The sequence below is a fragment of the Flavobacterium sp. ABG genome (genome assembly GCF_001027725.1).
Lineage (GTDB): Bacteria > Bacteroidota > Bacteroidia > Flavobacteriales > Flavobacteriaceae > Flavobacterium > Flavobacterium cupriresistens.
In genome coordinates this window covers 187,260-202,483 of sequence record NZ_LEKS01000003.1, presented here as the reverse complement: position 1 = coordinate 202,483, position 15,224 = coordinate 187,260, and the positions used below count along the sequence as shown (strand labels likewise).

Genomic DNA, 15,224 nt, shown 5'->3' with positions numbered 1-15,224 from the left:
GGAATCAATCAAAAAAGCGTGCAATTATACTGTAAAACTCGTCCGGAACAAAGGGTTTTGTGATGACATCATTCATGCCGTAAGACAATAACATGTCTCTGTTTTCGTCTAGTGAAATAGCGGTTAGAGCAATAATTGGTGTTATTTTGTCAAATTCTCTAATTTGTTTTGTGGCTGTTGTTCCGTTGATTCCCGGTAAGTGAACATCCATTAAAATCATGTCGAATCGTTTTACTTTTAGAAGTTCAACAGCATCTTCGCCATTATCGACTATTTCGCATATGATCGCTTTATTCTCTAGCATTTTTCGGGTAATCATCTGATTGATTTTGTTGTCTTCAATCAGTAAAATCGATTTGTGTTTCAATTGTTTGTCGTTGTATGGTTTTGATTCTTCTTTGACCTCGAGAGGTTCATTGTTGATTTTAAAGTTTAATTTGAAGGTAAAAGTAGAGCCTTTGCCAACTTCACTTTTTAATTTGATTTCGCCGCCCAACAACTCAATTAATTTTTTTACGATGGTAAGTCCAAGGCCGGTTCCGCCGTATTTTCGGTTTACTTCTACAGAGGCCTGAGAAAAGCTTTCAAAAACGGTTTGCAGTTTGTCTTCCGGGATTCCGATTCCGGTGTCGACAATTTCAAAATAAACGGTGGCATTTTCTTCTTCAATGGCATATAATTTGGCAATTACATTTACATGTCCGTTTTGAGTGAATTTTAATGCGTTGTTGATCAGGTTAAGTATGATCTGAGATAATTTGGTAGGGTCACCAATTAAATTATCGGGAATTGCTTCGTCCATTTCAAGGTTGAAGTAATTTTTGTTAGCCGTTGCGAGCTCTTTTAAGGAGCTTTGAATGTTGAATAACAACTCTTTCAGATGGAAAGAAATATGTTCGACTTCTACTTTTGTGGAGTCAATTTTGTTGATTTCAAGAATCTCGTTGATAAAAGTGGTCAGGTAGTTTCCGGAGAATTTTAAAGACTCGAGGTACTTTAGCTGGTTTTTTTTAGGACTGTCTTCGAGCAATAAATGCGTAATACCGTTGATTGCATTTAAGGGAGTCCGGAGTTCATGACTTACCGTTGACAAAAATTCCGATCTGGCTTTTGATGCTTTCTCTGCTTTGTTTTTAGCCAGAATGAGTTCTTTGTTTTTCTCTCTCAAAAGTAAATTATTCTGATTTCGAATAATGTTGTTTTTATAAAGAGCCAGACTCAAAAGAGATAAAATCGAAATTAAGGCAATCGCCAAGATGCTTACGAGTTTGGAGTATCGATACGTTTTTAATTGGATTTTCTCCTCGTTCTCTCGCTTTAAAGTAGTGCTGACAGACTGGCTGTGTTTGAATTTTTTAAACTGATTGGAGTCTAATTTGGCACTTTTTATTTTTAAAAGAGAGTTCTCGATCTGGTAGTATTCATCCAGATAGGAGTAAGCAAGGTCAAAATGTTTGTTTTTTTTGTAGTACTGACTTATGGCCAGAATTATTCTTGATTTTTGAACCAGATCATTGGTTTTGGCGTTTATTTCTAAAGCTTTGTCGAAATGAATGATAGCGGAATCATTTTGTTTCAGCTGCGTTTCAATTAATCCCAGTTGATAATACGCGTCAGTTTTAGTTTTTAAATTGGGCTTGTTGTCCGGTTTTTTGACTATTTTTTGAAAAGTTTCTATCGCTAAAGGAAAGTTGTTACTGGCCTTAAACGCGATTGCTTTTTCGTAGTGCAAAATTTCAGCTTTGTCAACAATATTTAATTTCTTTAAAAGAGAATCTGCTTTTTTATAATAAATTTCAGCGAGCTGATAATTGCCTTTTGCTACATTGGTTATGCCTATGTAGTGTAGTGCCAGTGCTTTGGTACAGGTTGGTTTTGCTTTATCAAACAAAGCAACACTTTTGTAAAAGTTTTTTAAAGCTTCATTATAATTTCTTTGGTTGTAGTAAATTTTGCCAAGCTTAAAAGTCTGATTGGCCAAATTATCGGGAAAGTTGTTTGTAGCACAAAAATCAATTGATTTCTGTGTGAAAAAAACAGCCTGATCGAATTTTTTGTTTTGAAGATTGGCGTTGGCTAACTTATTATAATAGAAAGCACTATCTGTATTCTGTTCCACTTGAGAATACAAAAACAGACTAAAAAAACTAATAAGAATTAAAAGATAATGTTTCATGTATCGCAATGCTTCTTACAATGAATCTTATGTTTTTTTCATCAGTAAAATCAAATCAATCAATCGTGATGAATAGCCAATTTCATTATCATACCAACCCACAACTTTTACCATTTTGTCAATAACGGAGGTTAATTGTGCGTCAAACAGACACGAATTTGTGTTGCCAATCACATCAACCGATACAATCGGATCTTCTGTGTAATCTAATATTCCTTTTAAATTTGTATTTGAGGCTTTTTCAAAAGCGGTGTTGATTTCTTCGATCGTCACGGCACGTTGCACATTAAATGTGATATCAGTTAATGAACCATCCGGAACGGGTACTCGAATTCCACAACCCCCTATTTTTTCATGCAATTTAGGGAAAATTTTTGTTAAAGCTTTAGCTGCGCCCGTAGTTGTTGGAACAATTGACTGACTGGCGCCTCTCGCACGGCGTAAATCCTTATGTGGTTGGTCGTGAAGACTCTGATCAGTAGTGTAAGAATGTATTGTTGTAATGTATGCCTGCTCAATACCGCATAGTTCTTCAATGATTTTAATCATCGGAGCAGCGTTATTTGTTGTGCAACTTGCATTCGAAACTATCGTTTCATTTCCATCCAGAATATGTTCGTTTACTCCAAGTACAACCGTTTTTATAGTATCAACTTCAGAAGGAGCAGAAAGAATCACCTTTTTGGCTCCAACTTCAATATGTTTGTTTAAATCTTCATGGGTCTTATACTTTCCTGTTGATTCGATTACAAAATCAATAGAATGACTTTCCCAGTCTAAATTTGAAATACTTTTTTCATGAAAAAATAAAAAATGCTTTCCATCAACGATAATCCCTTTTTCATCGTGACTTACTTTAAAAGGCAAGACACCATGTATACTGTCGTATTTGATCAGATGAGACATTGTTTTGTTATCTGCAATGTCATTTATAGCAACGACTTCAATTTCTGAATGGTTTAAAAGTAAACGAAATAAATTTCTTCCAATTCTTCCAAAACCGTTAATAGCAATTCTTGTTTTCAAGCGATTTAGTATTCAGTTAGTCCTTTTATCGGATTAAAATAAGCAATCGAATAGAAGGATAAATTTTATAAAATATGTTTTTGTGCTTTGTAGGAAGAACGAACTAAAGGCCCACTCTCCACATGACGGAAACCTAATTCAAGACCAAATTTCTCGTATTTGGCAAATTGATCCGGTGTTATGAATTCTTTTACGGGCAAATGTTTCTTGCTTGGTTGCAGGTATTGACCAATAGTCACTACATCTACATTTGCATTACGTAAATCGGTCATCGTTTGGAATACTTCTTCTTCCGTTTCACCAAGACCCAGCATAATACCTGACTTGGTTCTGTTGATTCCTTTTTCTTTCAGGTAACGCAATACTTCAAGGCTACGATCGTATTTAGCCTGAATACGCACCTCACGTGTCAAACGGCGTACCGTCTCCACATTATGTGAAACTACTTCAGGATTGGCTTCTACAATTCGGTCGATGTTTCTTTCGATTCCCTGGAAATCCGGAATTAAGGTTTCAAGAGTGGTATTTGGGTTCATTCTGCGAATTGCTTTTACCGTTTCAATCCAGATGATAGAACCACCATCTTTTAAATCATCTCGGTCAACACTTGTAATTACCGCATGTTTGATGTTCATGATTTTTATAGATCGGGCTACTTTTTCAGGTTCATCCCAATCGACAGTTTCCGGTCTTCCGGTTTTTACACCGCAAAACCCGCAAGAACGCGTGCAAACATTTCCGAGAATCATAAAAGTTGCTGTTCCTTCACCCCAACATTCTCCCATATTTGGGCAGCTTCCTGAGGTGCAAATAGTATTTAAACTATACTTGTCTACCAAACCACGAAGCTCTGTATATTTTTGTCCAATTGGAAGTTTTACTTTTAACCATTTCGGTTTTCCAGTTGGTATATTTTCAATGACTGTTTCCATAAATCAAAATTCAAAGCACAAAGATACGGAATGTAGTTTATTTGGAGATTCGTTTACCGGTTAATTTGCTGTTGATATCTATTAACTGTTGGTATGGCTTTTGCGTATAATTTTGTGTTACTGTTAAAACTTTAATTTTACACGGCTATTTTTATTTGTTTACTTAATTTTTGATTTGTTTATGGATTGAAGTCAAAGAATTATGATATCGGTTTGATTTTTACCCGTATAAAATTTATATCTTTAATTGTTAAAAAATTAACCGAAAAGAAATAAAATAGTATTTCGTTAGTAGTACATTTGATGTTAAATTGTAATAGTATAAAAACATGAAAAAGAAATTTATTGTATTGGGAGTTTTGTTTGCCACTTTTGGTTTTACTAGAATGAATGCGCAAATTAGTTTTGGAGATAAAGCCATTGGAGCTGTTCAAAAAGGAATCACAAGTTTTACTTTGAGTAATGCTGACGCTGCAAAGTTGTCTAAAGAAGCGGTAGTTAAATTAGATGCAGAACATGAAATTGCAGGTCCAACGGATGGTTACACTTTGAGGTTGAATCGTGTTTTTGGAAAATATACTACCGGTGAAGGGTATACCTTAAATTATAAAGTATATAAAGTTAAAGAAGTAAATGCTTTTGCAACGGCAGACGGAAGTGTTCGTGTATATTCGGGTTTAATGGATATTATGGATGATAATGAATTGCTTGCGGTAATCGGTCATGAAATTGGTCACGTTGCCAATAATGATTCAAGAGACGCGATGAGAGCAGCGTATCAAAAAGAAGCTTTGATTGATGGAGCTGCATCTCAATCAGCGACTATTACATCAGTTACAGACAGTCAGCTGGGTAAAATCGGAAGCGCTATGATTGATAGTAAACATAGTAGAAAACAAGAAGCAGAAGCAGATTTGTTTTCGTACAATTTCATGAAGAAAAATGGATATAACGTGAATGCCGAAGAATCTGCATTCCGAATTCTGGCCAAAATGAGCGAAGGAGCTGAAGCTTCTTTTATCGATCAGATGATGAGTTCACATCCGGATTCTAAAAAGAGAGCGGATGATGCGAAAGCCAGAGCAGAAAAAGATGGTTTGTATAAAGCGTATGTACAACAGAAAATTGTAAACACAGCACCGTCTAAAAAAGCAACAACGACCAAAAAAACAACTAAAAAGAAGAAATAATTCTTGGTTGTCGTAAAATAAAACCCGACAGGTTTCAAAAACCTGTCGGGTTTATTTTTTTATTAGATTAACCTAAAACATGGTGCGCTAATACTTTCTGCACTTCGTATACGTTTACCGATTTGTTAAATTGTTTTACGATACTTGGTTGTAATTCGCTGGCCACCCAGATTTTTAATTCAGCGTCAAGGTCAAAAGTACCTGCTGTCTCGATACTGAATCTTGAAATGCTTTTGTAAGCAATTGATCTGTATTCGGTTTTGCTTCCTGTTATTCCTTGTTTGTCTACCAGAATTAATCTTTTGTTTGTAAAAATAAAAGTGTCTCTGATTAGTTTAAAACCCATTTCGATTTCCTCACGGTCTGTTAGAAGCTGACCGTAATTTTTAACTAAATCCTCTTGACTAACGGTGCCTGCGTTACCAAGTAAAGCCGAAAATATTCCCATTTTTATTGTTTTTAATTTTTAATACAATTCTTTTTATAAGCTGTAAATGTAGTTGATTTTGCTGATTTTATGAATTGGATTTTTACTTTGTGGAAATAGTTGTTATTGTGGAAGGAGGGGGAGGTTTTTTTTGTTTCATGTTTCAAGTTTCATGTTTCATGTTTCAACTGAGACTGAGACTGAGACTGGGGCTGAGACTCTGCATGAGGGTTTAACCGCGAAGTTCGCAAGGTTTTGCGCAAGGGGCGCTTTTTTGTTTGTTAAATGGTGGGGCTGTTAAGTTTTTGAGCTGTAAGTAGGATGGGAAATGTGAACTGGAAAATGTGAACTGGAAAATGTAAACTGTAGAATGTGAACTGTAGAATGTGAACTGAGACTGAGACTGAAACTGAAAACTGAGACAGCACTTTGGGAGAAAGAACAAAAAAACGGCTGCCTTTTTAAGACAGCCGTTTTTCTCGTTTGGTTATTCAGCTTCCGTTTTGATTGTTATTGGAAGGTTATATGCGGTGCGGACTGCTTTTCCGTTTAGGATTCCGGGAGTCCATTTTGTTTTTAGTGATTTTAGAACGCGAACAGCTTCTCTTCCCATTCCGTAACCAGGATCATTTTTTACCATGATATCTGTTAAAGAACCGTCTTTTTCAACTACAAAAGATACATAAACTCTCAACGTTCTTTCGGCGTCTAATTCCGGTCTTTGGAAATTATTTCCAACGAACGTATAGAACTTGGCCATTCCTCCTGGGAATTCCGGCATTTTGTCTAATGCAGTTGCAAGCACTGGTTCATTAGTGTTGGGAACAGATGGAGTAACTCCTGTACCATTACCGGTTGACGGTAAAACGTTTGTAGTCGCAATTCCATTTCCTGTTGTATTTGTTACCACGGGAGCATTAACTGTATTTGGAGCTATTTCTTCAACAGCAGCCTGTGATGCCGCAACTACGACCGGATTTGTCAATTGAACTGCCTCTGTTACCTGTGTCGCGGCAGTTTGTTGTGTCGGAGGAGGTGGTGGCGGTGTTACTTCATGAGTCAGATCTACCTGTGTAACAATGAGCGGGTCGCTTATTGGAATGTCAGTTGGTATCGGAGTTACGTCTACTTTTTTGAATTTACTAATCAGCATAGAGGCAGTTCCTAACGAGGCTATAACCAATAATCCTCCGAATAAGGCTGTTATGGAGTTTTTAGCACTTTCTTGGCGCAATTGATACGCTCCGTATTCTTTGTTTTTGTTTTCGAAAACAAGATCGGTCCACTTGGTTTCATAGATGCTTAGTTTTGACATGTTTAATTGGATTTTAAGGTTAAGTAAAAATTACATCATAAGCAACGAAAATTTAATTTGGTTGTCATTAAAAACAAAAGAACTTTAGAGGGTTGATAATTCACTTTTTTAAGAAAAAATACATGGATATTTCATTCTTTACCGAAAGATAGTAAATTATCTTTTGCGTTCAATGATTTCGGCTAATAATTTTTTAGCGCGTAGTAATTTTACTTTTACGTTGCTTAAAGGCTCATCAATTTTGAGTGCAATCTCCTGATAACTCATTTCCTGAAAATAACGAAGCTGAATTACTTCCTGATAGTGGGGTTTTAATTCTTTGATGCATTGTAGTAAGCGGGACAGGTTTTGCTCTTTAATTAAAGCATCTTCGGCAGACGGAGTGGTGTCAGCGATATTGTAAGCCTGTTGGTCCTCAGCATCAGTGATTTCTATAAAAAGATTGGTTTTCTTTTTACGTAACAGATCAATATAAACATTTTTTGCAATTGCAATTAACCAGGTGTTGAATTGAAATTCCGGGTTGTAGGAAGCAATCTTGTCAAAAGCTTTTGAGAAGGTCTCAATGGTAATATCTTCGGCAGTGGTTTCGTTTTCTGTACGTTTTAACATAAATCCGTACACTTCATTCCAATAAAAATCTAACAAAAAAGTAAAGGCGATCTGATCGCCTTTTTTTGCTTTTTCTATTTTAGAATTTATTTCCAATGTACGGGTTTTGAAAAGATATTAGTTATAAAGATATTAATTTGCGTGAATATAAGCATGATTTCTACAACAGGAAACCAAGCTCTAAGATCTTTTTCTTTCAATTTTGATGCCGAAAATCCAATTACAATCCACGCAATAGTGTAACGTGTCGCCAGCAAAGCCAATACAGCAATCCATTGAAATTGGAAAGCCAATAAAAGGATAACTAATATAAAGAAAAATAATTGTGAGGTATAAAAAAGACCTAACTGAATTTTATCAAAAACTTTGTAATAATTTGCTGTAGCAACATGCCTTCTTTTTTGAGCAAACCATTCTCTGTAAGTTTCTTTTGGTTTTGAGTAAGTGAAACTGTCAGGTGTGTAAGCGATGGCTGTGTTGTTTTTGTTTGCTGCCTGATTGACAAACAAATCATCATCACCGGAGCGAATCTGAATGTGTTCAATAAAACCATTTACATTAAAAAACTCTTCTTTTTTATAGGCAAGATTTCGCCCGACTCCCATATACGGAGCCCCGACTTTTGCCCACGATAAATATTGCATGGCAGTAAGAACAGTTTCGAAACGAATGACTTTATTTAACAGAGAACGCTCTATTTTATCATAACCTCCATATCCCAAAACAATAGTTCTGTTCATGGTAAATTGCGAGGTCATTGCTGTAATCCAGTCTTTAGATGCCGGATAACAATCCGCATCGGTAAAGAGTAAGTATTCTTTTTTTGATGCTTTGATTCCTAAGGTCAATGCATATTTTTTATTGCCCCAAAAGGCTTCATTGTTTTCTACTTTTACCAAACGAACGTTTGCGTATTGTTTCTCAAATTCTTCAAAAGCTTCGAGTGTTTCATCACTTGAGGCATCATCAATTAAAACAATTTCAAAATCCGGATAGTTTTGTTCCGCTAATAACGGAATGTATTTTTTTACGTTTTCTTCTTCGTTTTTAGCACAAACAATTACGGAAACCGGAATATTCTTTGGCGTGATACTTTGTGGTTTACCAAAAGCGAATTTTCCAAAAATACCCAGATAATAAGAAAGTTGGATGACAACAACAGCAATAAAAAAGTAAAAAATGAATGTAAGCATCTGATTTTAATGTCTTTTGATTTTTGAATCTTGCGAGTGCAAATGTACTTATGAATTCCTAATTTTCAATGGTTAAAACCAATTTACTTTCGGCATTTTGACATTTCGTTTGCAACAGCAATAGCCTGAGGGTTTTCGGTTTTTTTTAATTCCGAAATTATGTTTTTGTAATTGTGATCATCCCTGTTTTGAGATAGTTTTTTTGTCGCCTGAATTTCATCAATTTCTATTTCAAAACCAAAGATTCCTCTGGCTTCACGCATTGTTTTCGCAGATAAATCTTCCAGACGAATCGGATTCTCTGAGTTGGCTTCGTATTTATCTACTAATTTTTTAAGTCCTTCGAGTGTTACAGTTTCATCCGTGATTTTAATACGGCCATAAACATGTACGGCTATATAATTCCATGTTGGTACATTTTCGTGATCGTACCAGGAAGGCGAAATATAACTGTGAGGTCCTGAAAATACAGCCAAAACCTGGTCGTTTTCTGCAAAACCTTCTGCCTGTGGATTTAATTTTGAGATATGCCCCTGTAAAACCTCTTTTCCGTCAGCGTTAATTTCGAGTTCTATCGGAATATGCGTGGCACATAATTTTCCGTTGGTCTGATTGATCAGAATGCCAAAACTATTCTCTTTCAAAAAAGTTTTGATTGCTTCCGGATCTTCGTTTTTATAGAGCTGAGGTGTGTACATTTTAGTTGGTGTTATCGAGTTAAAAAAACGACCGAAGTAAATAGTTTCAGGTCAGTTTATGTATTTCGTGTAATTTACGATAATTCATTTAATACAGTTTTAGAAAAACAAGCCCTTTTTTTGTTCTTGACGACCGTTCTTAAGTTTCCGTTATGCCGTCACCTTCTTTGACTTTGTTCTCTAATATAAACGGTAAAACGTCGGTCTGACTTCCTTCTGTCATTAAAACAAATATAAGTGTTTTCTTATTGTTTATTCGCCGGTATTACTGTTTTTTATTATTTTGGACTTAAGAACGTAATGAGCGAATCTCTATCGTTGTTTTTAATTTTGAATTAGAGTTTCCTCAGAATTAAATAAACTTGGACTGATGCTTATATATAAAATAAGGACTCCAATTAAAGTAAAAGCTGCTCCTTCAATTAAACATTGTATGGCAAAGTCATTAGAAAACAAGGTTCTAAAGGGATTGAAAAAATGAGAGATTACCTCTCTTCTGAAAAATTTCAATCTCAAAAGAACGTACATTACGATTGCAACCAAAATGGTGTTTAGTGCCGAAAGTTTGTTTTTCCAGTTTAGATAAGAAATGATTAAGATTCCAAATGACAAACCATAAAAGATCCATATGTAAACGTTGGGCCAGAAATTAAAACTCTCTTCTTTTGTTGGGAAAAATCGAGTCCAGTGTTCTAGTTTTTGATAGTGAAAATGATTCTTTGCGAAGAAAATCTCATCGGCTACCGTATAAAATCGGAGTTGCATAATACCATTAACGAAGAAAATCATTCCTAATAATTGAATTAAAACAATTCGTATGTTAAGTTTTTTCATGTAGAAATTAAATTCTTAGACTATTTTTTAAATTACATTTACTTCAGCTTCGATATGAATACCGAATGTTTTGAAAACAGTATCCTGTACCGCTTTGGAAACTGCTAAAATTTCCTGTCCTGTTGCATTTCCGTAATTCACCAAAACCAAGGCCTGATTTTTATGTACTCCGGCATCTCCAAAACGTTTTCCTTTAAAACCCGCTTGCTCAATCAACCAGCCTGCCGGAACTTTTACCTCTGTTTCCGAAACTTCATAAAATTTCATTTCAGGGAATTTTTGATGGATCTTTTCGAAGTCCGATTTTAACAGAATCGGATTTTTAAAGAAACTTCCGCTGTTGCCCAATTCTTTAGGGTCCGGCAATTTGCTTTGTCGGATCGCAATTACAGCATTGCTCACATCCTTCAGGGTAGGTGTAGTAATGTTGTTTTTAGCTAATTCGGCCTGAATATCTCCGTACGAAGTATTAATTTTATGATTGCGTTTGGTTAGTTTATAAATCACAGCTGTGATGATATACTGATCTTTAATTTCATTTTTGAAAACACTTTCTCTGTAACCAAAATTACAATCAGCATTAGTGAAAGTTTTGATTTCCTGAGACTCAATGTTTATCGCTTCACAAGAAACAAAAGTATCTTTGATTTCCGTTCCGTAAGCGCCAATATTCTGAACTGGAGTTGTGCCAACATTTCCCGGAATCAGGGACATGTTTTCTAACCCACCAAAATTATTTTCAATCGTCCAAAGAACAAAGTCATGCCATGTTTCGCCCGCCTGACTTTCAACCCAGACAAAATCATCATTTTCTTCAATGATTTTTTTTCCTTTTAAATCAATATGAATTACCAAAGCATCAATATCCTGAGTCAGAAGCATATTACTGCCGCCGCCCAAAATGAATTTCTTCTGGTTTTTATTTTCTTGTAAAACGGTTTTCAGTTCGGCAATAGAGTGAACGGCAACAAATTGTTTTGCTTTAGCTTCAATACCAAATGTATTGTGTTTTTTTAAAGAAAAATTGGATTGAATTTCCATAAATAAAAAAGGCTTTTTTAGAGAATTAATTCTGAGGCCAAAAGTAAGGATTATAATTTATTTGAACTGCCTTTTTATTTGTTATCGAATTCTGATTTTTTCTTTACTATTGGAGATAAAACAAGGCCAATTATAAAACCGCTCAAAAGACCTCCAATATGGGCTGCATTGTCAATACCGCCGGTTAATCCCATTAATAGATTATAAGCGATAAATATTAAAGTACTGGTCATAAAAACAGTACTAAACTCTTTTGGAAATACCTCTTTTAATAGTAAAGCAAGAAATATCCCATAAAGCCCGAAAATAGCACCGGAAGCACCCACACTAACAGTTGCATCGAACCACCATATGCTTGCTAAACTTGCAAGAAGACCAGTTAACAAATAGAGAAGTAAAAATTTGGTTTTCCCTAAAACAGGTTCTAATAAAGCGCCAATAAATAAAAGTCCAAACATGTTTGACGCTAGATGGATTATTCCACCATGAAGAAATGTAGCAGTTAGGAGTCTCCACCATTGCCCATTGATTGTAGAGGGTTTAAAGTTGGCTCCCCATTGCAGTAAATCTTTTCCTTCGAACTGCATAAAACCAAGACCTGAAATAACCATTATAAGAAAAACTATAATGTTAATGTTTACTAAGACTGGTGTTATATAATAGTCTTCTTTTGGAAGGAGAATATCAAAGGCTTCTTTTAGGCTTTTGTTTCTGGCTTTTCTTCTGTTTTTAAAATCATAAACCGCTCCCGTTTTTAGTTTTGCAAATAGAAGGAAAATTAACGAGATGAAAAGTCCGCCGCTTAATAGGATAAAAAACCACTCTAATTTGTCGCCATTTCTTTTCTCAAAACGTTCCTTATGGGCTTTAAAAATAATTGGTTTTTTAAAATCGTATTGCGTGTTTTTGGTAACAGCATCGTCAAAATTGTCATGATCTTTAGTTTCGCCGATCGCCTCCAGATAAGTGAAATCACTAAAATCGGTATATTTAAATTCTTGGCTTATCGTTTGTGCGAATTCGTTGCGATAATATTTTTTATCATCAGATGAAAGACTGTTGCTTATACTATGTGTGTATTTCTGTCCCAGCCAATATTCACATTCCGTTTTTGAGGTGTCTTTGGCTGTTCTGAAAATGGGTATTGTAACATAAATTTCGATATTGAAAGTTGTATTGCCTTTTCCACTAAGAGAGGACGTGTTTAGAACGCCAATATTTCTTTTGTCTATGTAACATCTTTTTAAAGTATAATATTTCGTTTTTTCTAATTTCTGTATTTGGTAAATATCTTTAAGGTCGGTTACTTTTCCTGTGGCGGTTGTTAAATACTCTTGGGCTGTAATGGTAGGTATGACAATTATAGCTGCTGCTAAAAAACAAATAAAAGAAGGTGTGTCGTCTTTTTTAAAACGAAGTAATTTTACTCTCGGGTATAAAAAAAAGTAAATCGAAAGGCAGGCTAATCCGATCGGAAGCCAGAATTTTAAAATATCTTCCTTAATAGAAAATAATTCTAGTTGGATAAAAAGGAGCCAGTGTAAAAAAGTATAACCTAGTATAGAACTTATTGTAATTAGTAAAAATGGAAGGTAGATTAATTTAAATTTTTTTGTAAAATCTGTCATTTTGTGTTTCTGAATGGGCAATTTTTGTAATGGTTTTGGGGTAACAGTAAGTTTTTTTAACTGCAGTATTTGTAAAGGCGGTGAGGCTTAGTTTTAAACCTTGCGGCCTTTGCGAAAAAATCCTTGCGAGCCTTGCGGTTAAGTAACGCTACATATCTCGTAAGCCAAGTAATTCATGGTATTTATCTGCAATCATTTTCATGTTGCTGCTGTAATTCGCATTTTCCTCAACAAATTTTCTGTTCTGCAGTACAGCCTGATTTCGGGATTCCGGATTTTCAAAAGACCAAATAAGTTCTTCTGCCAGTTTTTCGATATCGTCAATTGTTATTAACTGACCGTTTTTTCGATGTGTGATCCAGCTCTGATTTCCGGGAATGTCGGAAACTACAGGATAACAATGGCAAGCCATGGCTTCAAATAAAGAAGCAGAAACCCCTTCGGTTATTGGCATGCTGATGTAGATATTCGATTGTTGTAGTAATTTAGGAAGTTCCGTATTCGGGATCCTTCCTGTAAAAACCACCTTGTTTTCTATCTGTAAGGTTGAAGCTAAATCTTTCAAATAAGTCAAACGGGTACCGTCACCAACGATAGTCAGTGTGAAATCAATTCCTTTTTGGTGAACAATCGAAAAAGCTTTTAGGATGGAATCGTGTCGGTATTCCGGTTGCAAAGAACGGGTTACGATGGCTTCAATTTTGGTGGAATTTGAAGTTGAAGGAGTAAAAAGAGACAAATCAATACCTTTTGGCAGCACCAAAACTTTGCTCATGTCAACACCAATTTCCTTCATTGAAATGGTCATGACCGGTCCCCAGGCATGAATTAGATGTGCTTTTTTGAAAGCGTATTTCTGAATGATTTTTTTTAAAGGCAATAAAACAGAACCCTCAGGCCATAAATCGGTTCTTCCCTGTTGTGCAATGGCGATGGTTTTGGCGCCTGATAAAGCGGCTAAAAAACCGTAACTGGTCGTTCTTTCAGCAATAACCATATCCGGTTTTTCCTGACGAATGATTTTGCGAATGGAAAGAGGAGCAAACAGGTATTCTGCAATACGTTTGAAACGGTTCAGTTTCGTATTGTTTGGAGTTTTAAGCTCCCAGGTGCAAATCTCAAAATCACCAAACTCCTTCAGGCCTTTCATCCAGGTGATAGCGTCGGCACGATAAGATTCGCCAAGAAAAAGTATTTTTCTTTTCATTCAATGCGTTTTAGCCGCGAATTTCACGAATTTTCACGAATTAATTGGTGTTAATTCCTGGAATTCGTGGTAAAAAAATATATGGGTTTAAAATTCATTGGTATTTTTTGCCACAGATTCACACAGATTAGAAAGATTAAAAGGATTTAATTCCTGTTTATGATCTAATCTGTGTGAATCTGTGGCGAAAAATTTATATAGATCTAAATCCGTTTCAAAAAATAATCTGTGCGAATCTGTGAAATCTGTGGCAAATAAAATTTAAAATTCATCCGTATCTAAAGCACGGTTGATGAATTCGTTTAAAGGTTTTAACGCAATTAGTTTTTGACTCATTTTAGCAACGAAGTCTTTTTGAGCCACTTCTTTTATGTCGTATTTTTGAGAAGCTGTAAAACTTTTCAATTTTAAGAATTCAATTGCAGGGTGATCTTTCTCATAACCACGTGGCGGGTTTTTAAGCGAATTACTCTCGTTGATATCAAAACTGCCAAACTCTTTTTTGAAGTTTTTGTCGGATAGAATTCCTTCTAAATCATCGTAAAAAAAAGCAATTTCTTTTCTGACTTTTTTTAAATCATCCGATTCAGGGGAATAAAATCCTCCGGCAATAAAACTGGCACCTTTTTCAATGTGAACGTAATATCCGGCACGGTTTAAGCCTTTGGTTCCGCCCGATATCCAGACACCCAAATGGGCTTTGTAAGGAGATTTGTCTTTAGAAAACCGAATGTCACGGTTGATCCTGAAAGTACAATTTTTGACTTCAAGTAACTCTAATGAAGGGTCAAGCGGTTTCATTACATCCAGAAAATCACTTACCAATTGGTGGTAATCTTTTTTGAAAACTTCGTATCTCTTTTTGTTGTCCTGAAACCAATCTCTGTTGTTGTTGGCTTTTAGATCGTCTAAAAATTGCAATGATTCTTTCGTTAGCATAGTCGG

The 15,224-nt window shown here is 35.4% G+C and carries 14 protein-coding genes; 1 reads left to right on the top strand and 13 read right to left on the bottom strand.

The genetic code is table 11. From position 1 onward, the window contains the following. Nucleotides 1-4: 4 nt before the first annotated feature. From AB674_RS04045 to lipA, 3 genes are all read right to left on the bottom strand, one after another. The gene (locus AB674_RS04045; protein ID WP_047774099.1) at nucleotides 5-2,176 is read right to left on the bottom strand and encodes an ATP-binding protein; all 2,172 of its coding nucleotides are present in this window, start codon (nucleotides 2,174-2,176) and stop codon (nucleotides 5-7) included. A gap of 27 nt (nucleotides 2,177-2,203) precedes the next feature. Beyond that, nucleotides 2,204-3,202, bottom strand: coding sequence for a type I glyceraldehyde-3-phosphate dehydrogenase (gene gap, locus AB674_RS04040; RefSeq protein WP_047774097.1), 999 nt, complete (start codon nucleotides 3,200-3,202; stop codon nucleotides 2,204-2,206). Nucleotides 3,203-3,267: 65 nt separating this feature from the next. Continuing rightward, the gene (lipA, locus tag AB674_RS04035) at nucleotides 3,268-4,134 is read right to left on the bottom strand and encodes a lipoyl synthase (protein WP_047774095.1); all 867 of its coding nucleotides are present in this window, start codon (nucleotides 4,132-4,134) and stop codon (nucleotides 3,268-3,270) included. A gap of 329 nt (nucleotides 4,135-4,463) precedes the next feature. Between lipA and AB674_RS04030 the strand changes: the two genes are divergently transcribed. Further along, on the top strand, nucleotides 4,464-5,324 hold the full coding sequence (locus AB674_RS04030) for a M48 family metalloprotease (protein WP_047774093.1): 861 nt from the start codon (nucleotides 4,464-4,466) through the stop codon (nucleotides 5,322-5,324). A 67-nt stretch (nucleotides 5,325-5,391) separates the two neighbouring features. Here the strand turns inward: AB674_RS04030 and AB674_RS04025 are convergent, their stop codons facing one another. From AB674_RS04025 to AB674_RS03980, 10 genes are all read right to left on the bottom strand, one after another. Next, nucleotides 5,392-5,772, bottom strand: coding sequence for a PH domain-containing protein (locus tag AB674_RS04025; RefSeq protein WP_047774091.1), 381 nt, complete (start codon nucleotides 5,770-5,772; stop codon nucleotides 5,392-5,394). Nucleotides 5,773-6,238: 466 nt separating this feature from the next. Beyond that, nucleotides 6,239-7,066 (bottom strand): energy transducer TonB, encoded by an 828-nt coding sequence (locus tag AB674_RS04020; RefSeq protein ID WP_047774089.1) that lies wholly within the window; start codon nucleotides 7,064-7,066, stop codon nucleotides 6,239-6,241. A gap of 156 nt (nucleotides 7,067-7,222) precedes the next feature. Next, nucleotides 7,223-7,774 (bottom strand): RNA polymerase sigma factor, encoded by a 552-nt coding sequence (locus tag AB674_RS04015; protein ID WP_047774088.1) that lies wholly within the window; start codon nucleotides 7,772-7,774, stop codon nucleotides 7,223-7,225. Then, entirely contained in the window at nucleotides 7,765-8,871 is a 1,107-nt protein-coding gene (locus AB674_RS04010) for a glycosyltransferase (RefSeq protein ID WP_047774085.1), read from the bottom strand. Before AB674_RS04010 ends, AB674_RS04015 begins: the two co-directional genes overlap by 10 nt. Nucleotides 8,872-8,954: 83 nt before the next feature. Further along, nucleotides 8,955-9,569, bottom strand: coding sequence for an FMN-binding negative transcriptional regulator (locus AB674_RS04005; RefSeq protein ID WP_047774083.1), 615 nt, complete (start codon nucleotides 9,567-9,569; stop codon nucleotides 8,955-8,957). A 324-nt stretch (nucleotides 9,570-9,893) separates the two neighbouring features. After that, on the bottom strand, nucleotides 9,894-10,403 hold the full coding sequence (locus AB674_RS04000) for a hypothetical protein (protein WP_047774081.1): 510 nt from the start codon (nucleotides 10,401-10,403) through the stop codon (nucleotides 9,894-9,896). A gap of 27 nt (nucleotides 10,404-10,430) precedes the next feature. Continuing rightward, nucleotides 10,431-11,444, bottom strand: a complete 1,014-nt coding sequence (gene murB / locus AB674_RS03995) for a UDP-N-acetylmuramate dehydrogenase (RefSeq protein ID WP_047774079.1) — start codon at nucleotides 11,442-11,444, stop codon at nucleotides 10,431-10,433. A 74-nt stretch (nucleotides 11,445-11,518) separates the two neighbouring features. Beyond that, a complete protein-coding gene (locus AB674_RS03990) occupies nucleotides 11,519-13,072 on the bottom strand; it encodes a rhomboid family intramembrane serine protease (RefSeq protein WP_047774077.1) in 1,554 nt (517 codons plus the stop codon). Between the two features lie 148 nt (nucleotides 13,073-13,220). Further along, a complete protein-coding gene (locus AB674_RS03985) occupies nucleotides 13,221-14,279 on the bottom strand; it encodes a glycosyltransferase family 4 protein (RefSeq protein WP_047774075.1) in 1,059 nt (352 codons plus the stop codon). A gap of 261 nt (nucleotides 14,280-14,540) precedes the next feature. Further along, on the bottom strand, nucleotides 14,541-15,218 hold the full coding sequence (locus AB674_RS03980; RefSeq protein WP_047774073.1) for a DUF2461 domain-containing protein: 678 nt from the start codon (nucleotides 15,216-15,218) through the stop codon (nucleotides 14,541-14,543). Nucleotides 15,219-15,224 lie beyond the last annotated feature (6 nt).

Coding starts and splice junctions, on each gene's coding strand:
- AB674_RS04045 (WP_047774099.1), bottom strand. CDS start 2,176: ATGAAACATTATCTTTTAATTCTTATTAGTTTTTTTAGTCTGTTTTTG.
- lipA (WP_047774095.1), bottom strand. CDS start 4,134: ATGGAAACAGTCATTGAAAATATACCAACTGGAAAACCGAAATGGTTA.
- AB674_RS04030 (WP_047774093.1), top strand. CDS start 4,464: ATGAAAAAGAAATTTATTGTATTGGGAGTTTTGTTTGCCACTTTTGGT.
- AB674_RS04025 (WP_047774091.1), bottom strand. CDS start 5,772: ATGGGAATATTTTCGGCTTTACTTGGTAACGCAGGCACCGTTAGTCAA.
- AB674_RS04020 (WP_047774089.1), bottom strand. CDS start 7,066: ATGTCAAAACTAAGCATCTATGAAACCAAGTGGACCGATCTTGTTTTC.
- AB674_RS04010 (WP_047774085.1), bottom strand. CDS start 8,871: ATGCTTACATTCATTTTTTACTTTTTTATTGCTGTTGTTGTCATCCAA.
- AB674_RS04005 (WP_047774083.1), bottom strand. CDS start 9,569: ATGTACACACCTCAGCTCTATAAAAACGAAGATCCGGAAGCAATCAAA.
- AB674_RS04000 (WP_047774081.1), bottom strand. CDS start 10,403: ATGAAAAAACTTAACATACGAATTGTTTTAATTCAATTATTAGGAATG.
- murB (WP_047774079.1), bottom strand. CDS start 11,444: ATGGAAATTCAATCCAATTTTTCTTTAAAAAAACACAATACATTTGGT.
- AB674_RS03990 (WP_047774077.1), bottom strand. CDS start 13,072: ATGACAGATTTTACAAAAAAATTTAAATTAATCTACCTTCCATTTTTA.
- AB674_RS03985 (WP_047774075.1), bottom strand. CDS start 14,279: ATGAAAAGAAAAATACTTTTTCTTGGCGAATCTTATCGTGCCGACGCT.
- AB674_RS03980 (WP_047774073.1), bottom strand. CDS start 15,218: ATGCTAACGAAAGAATCATTGCAATTTTTAGACGATCTAAAAGCCAAC.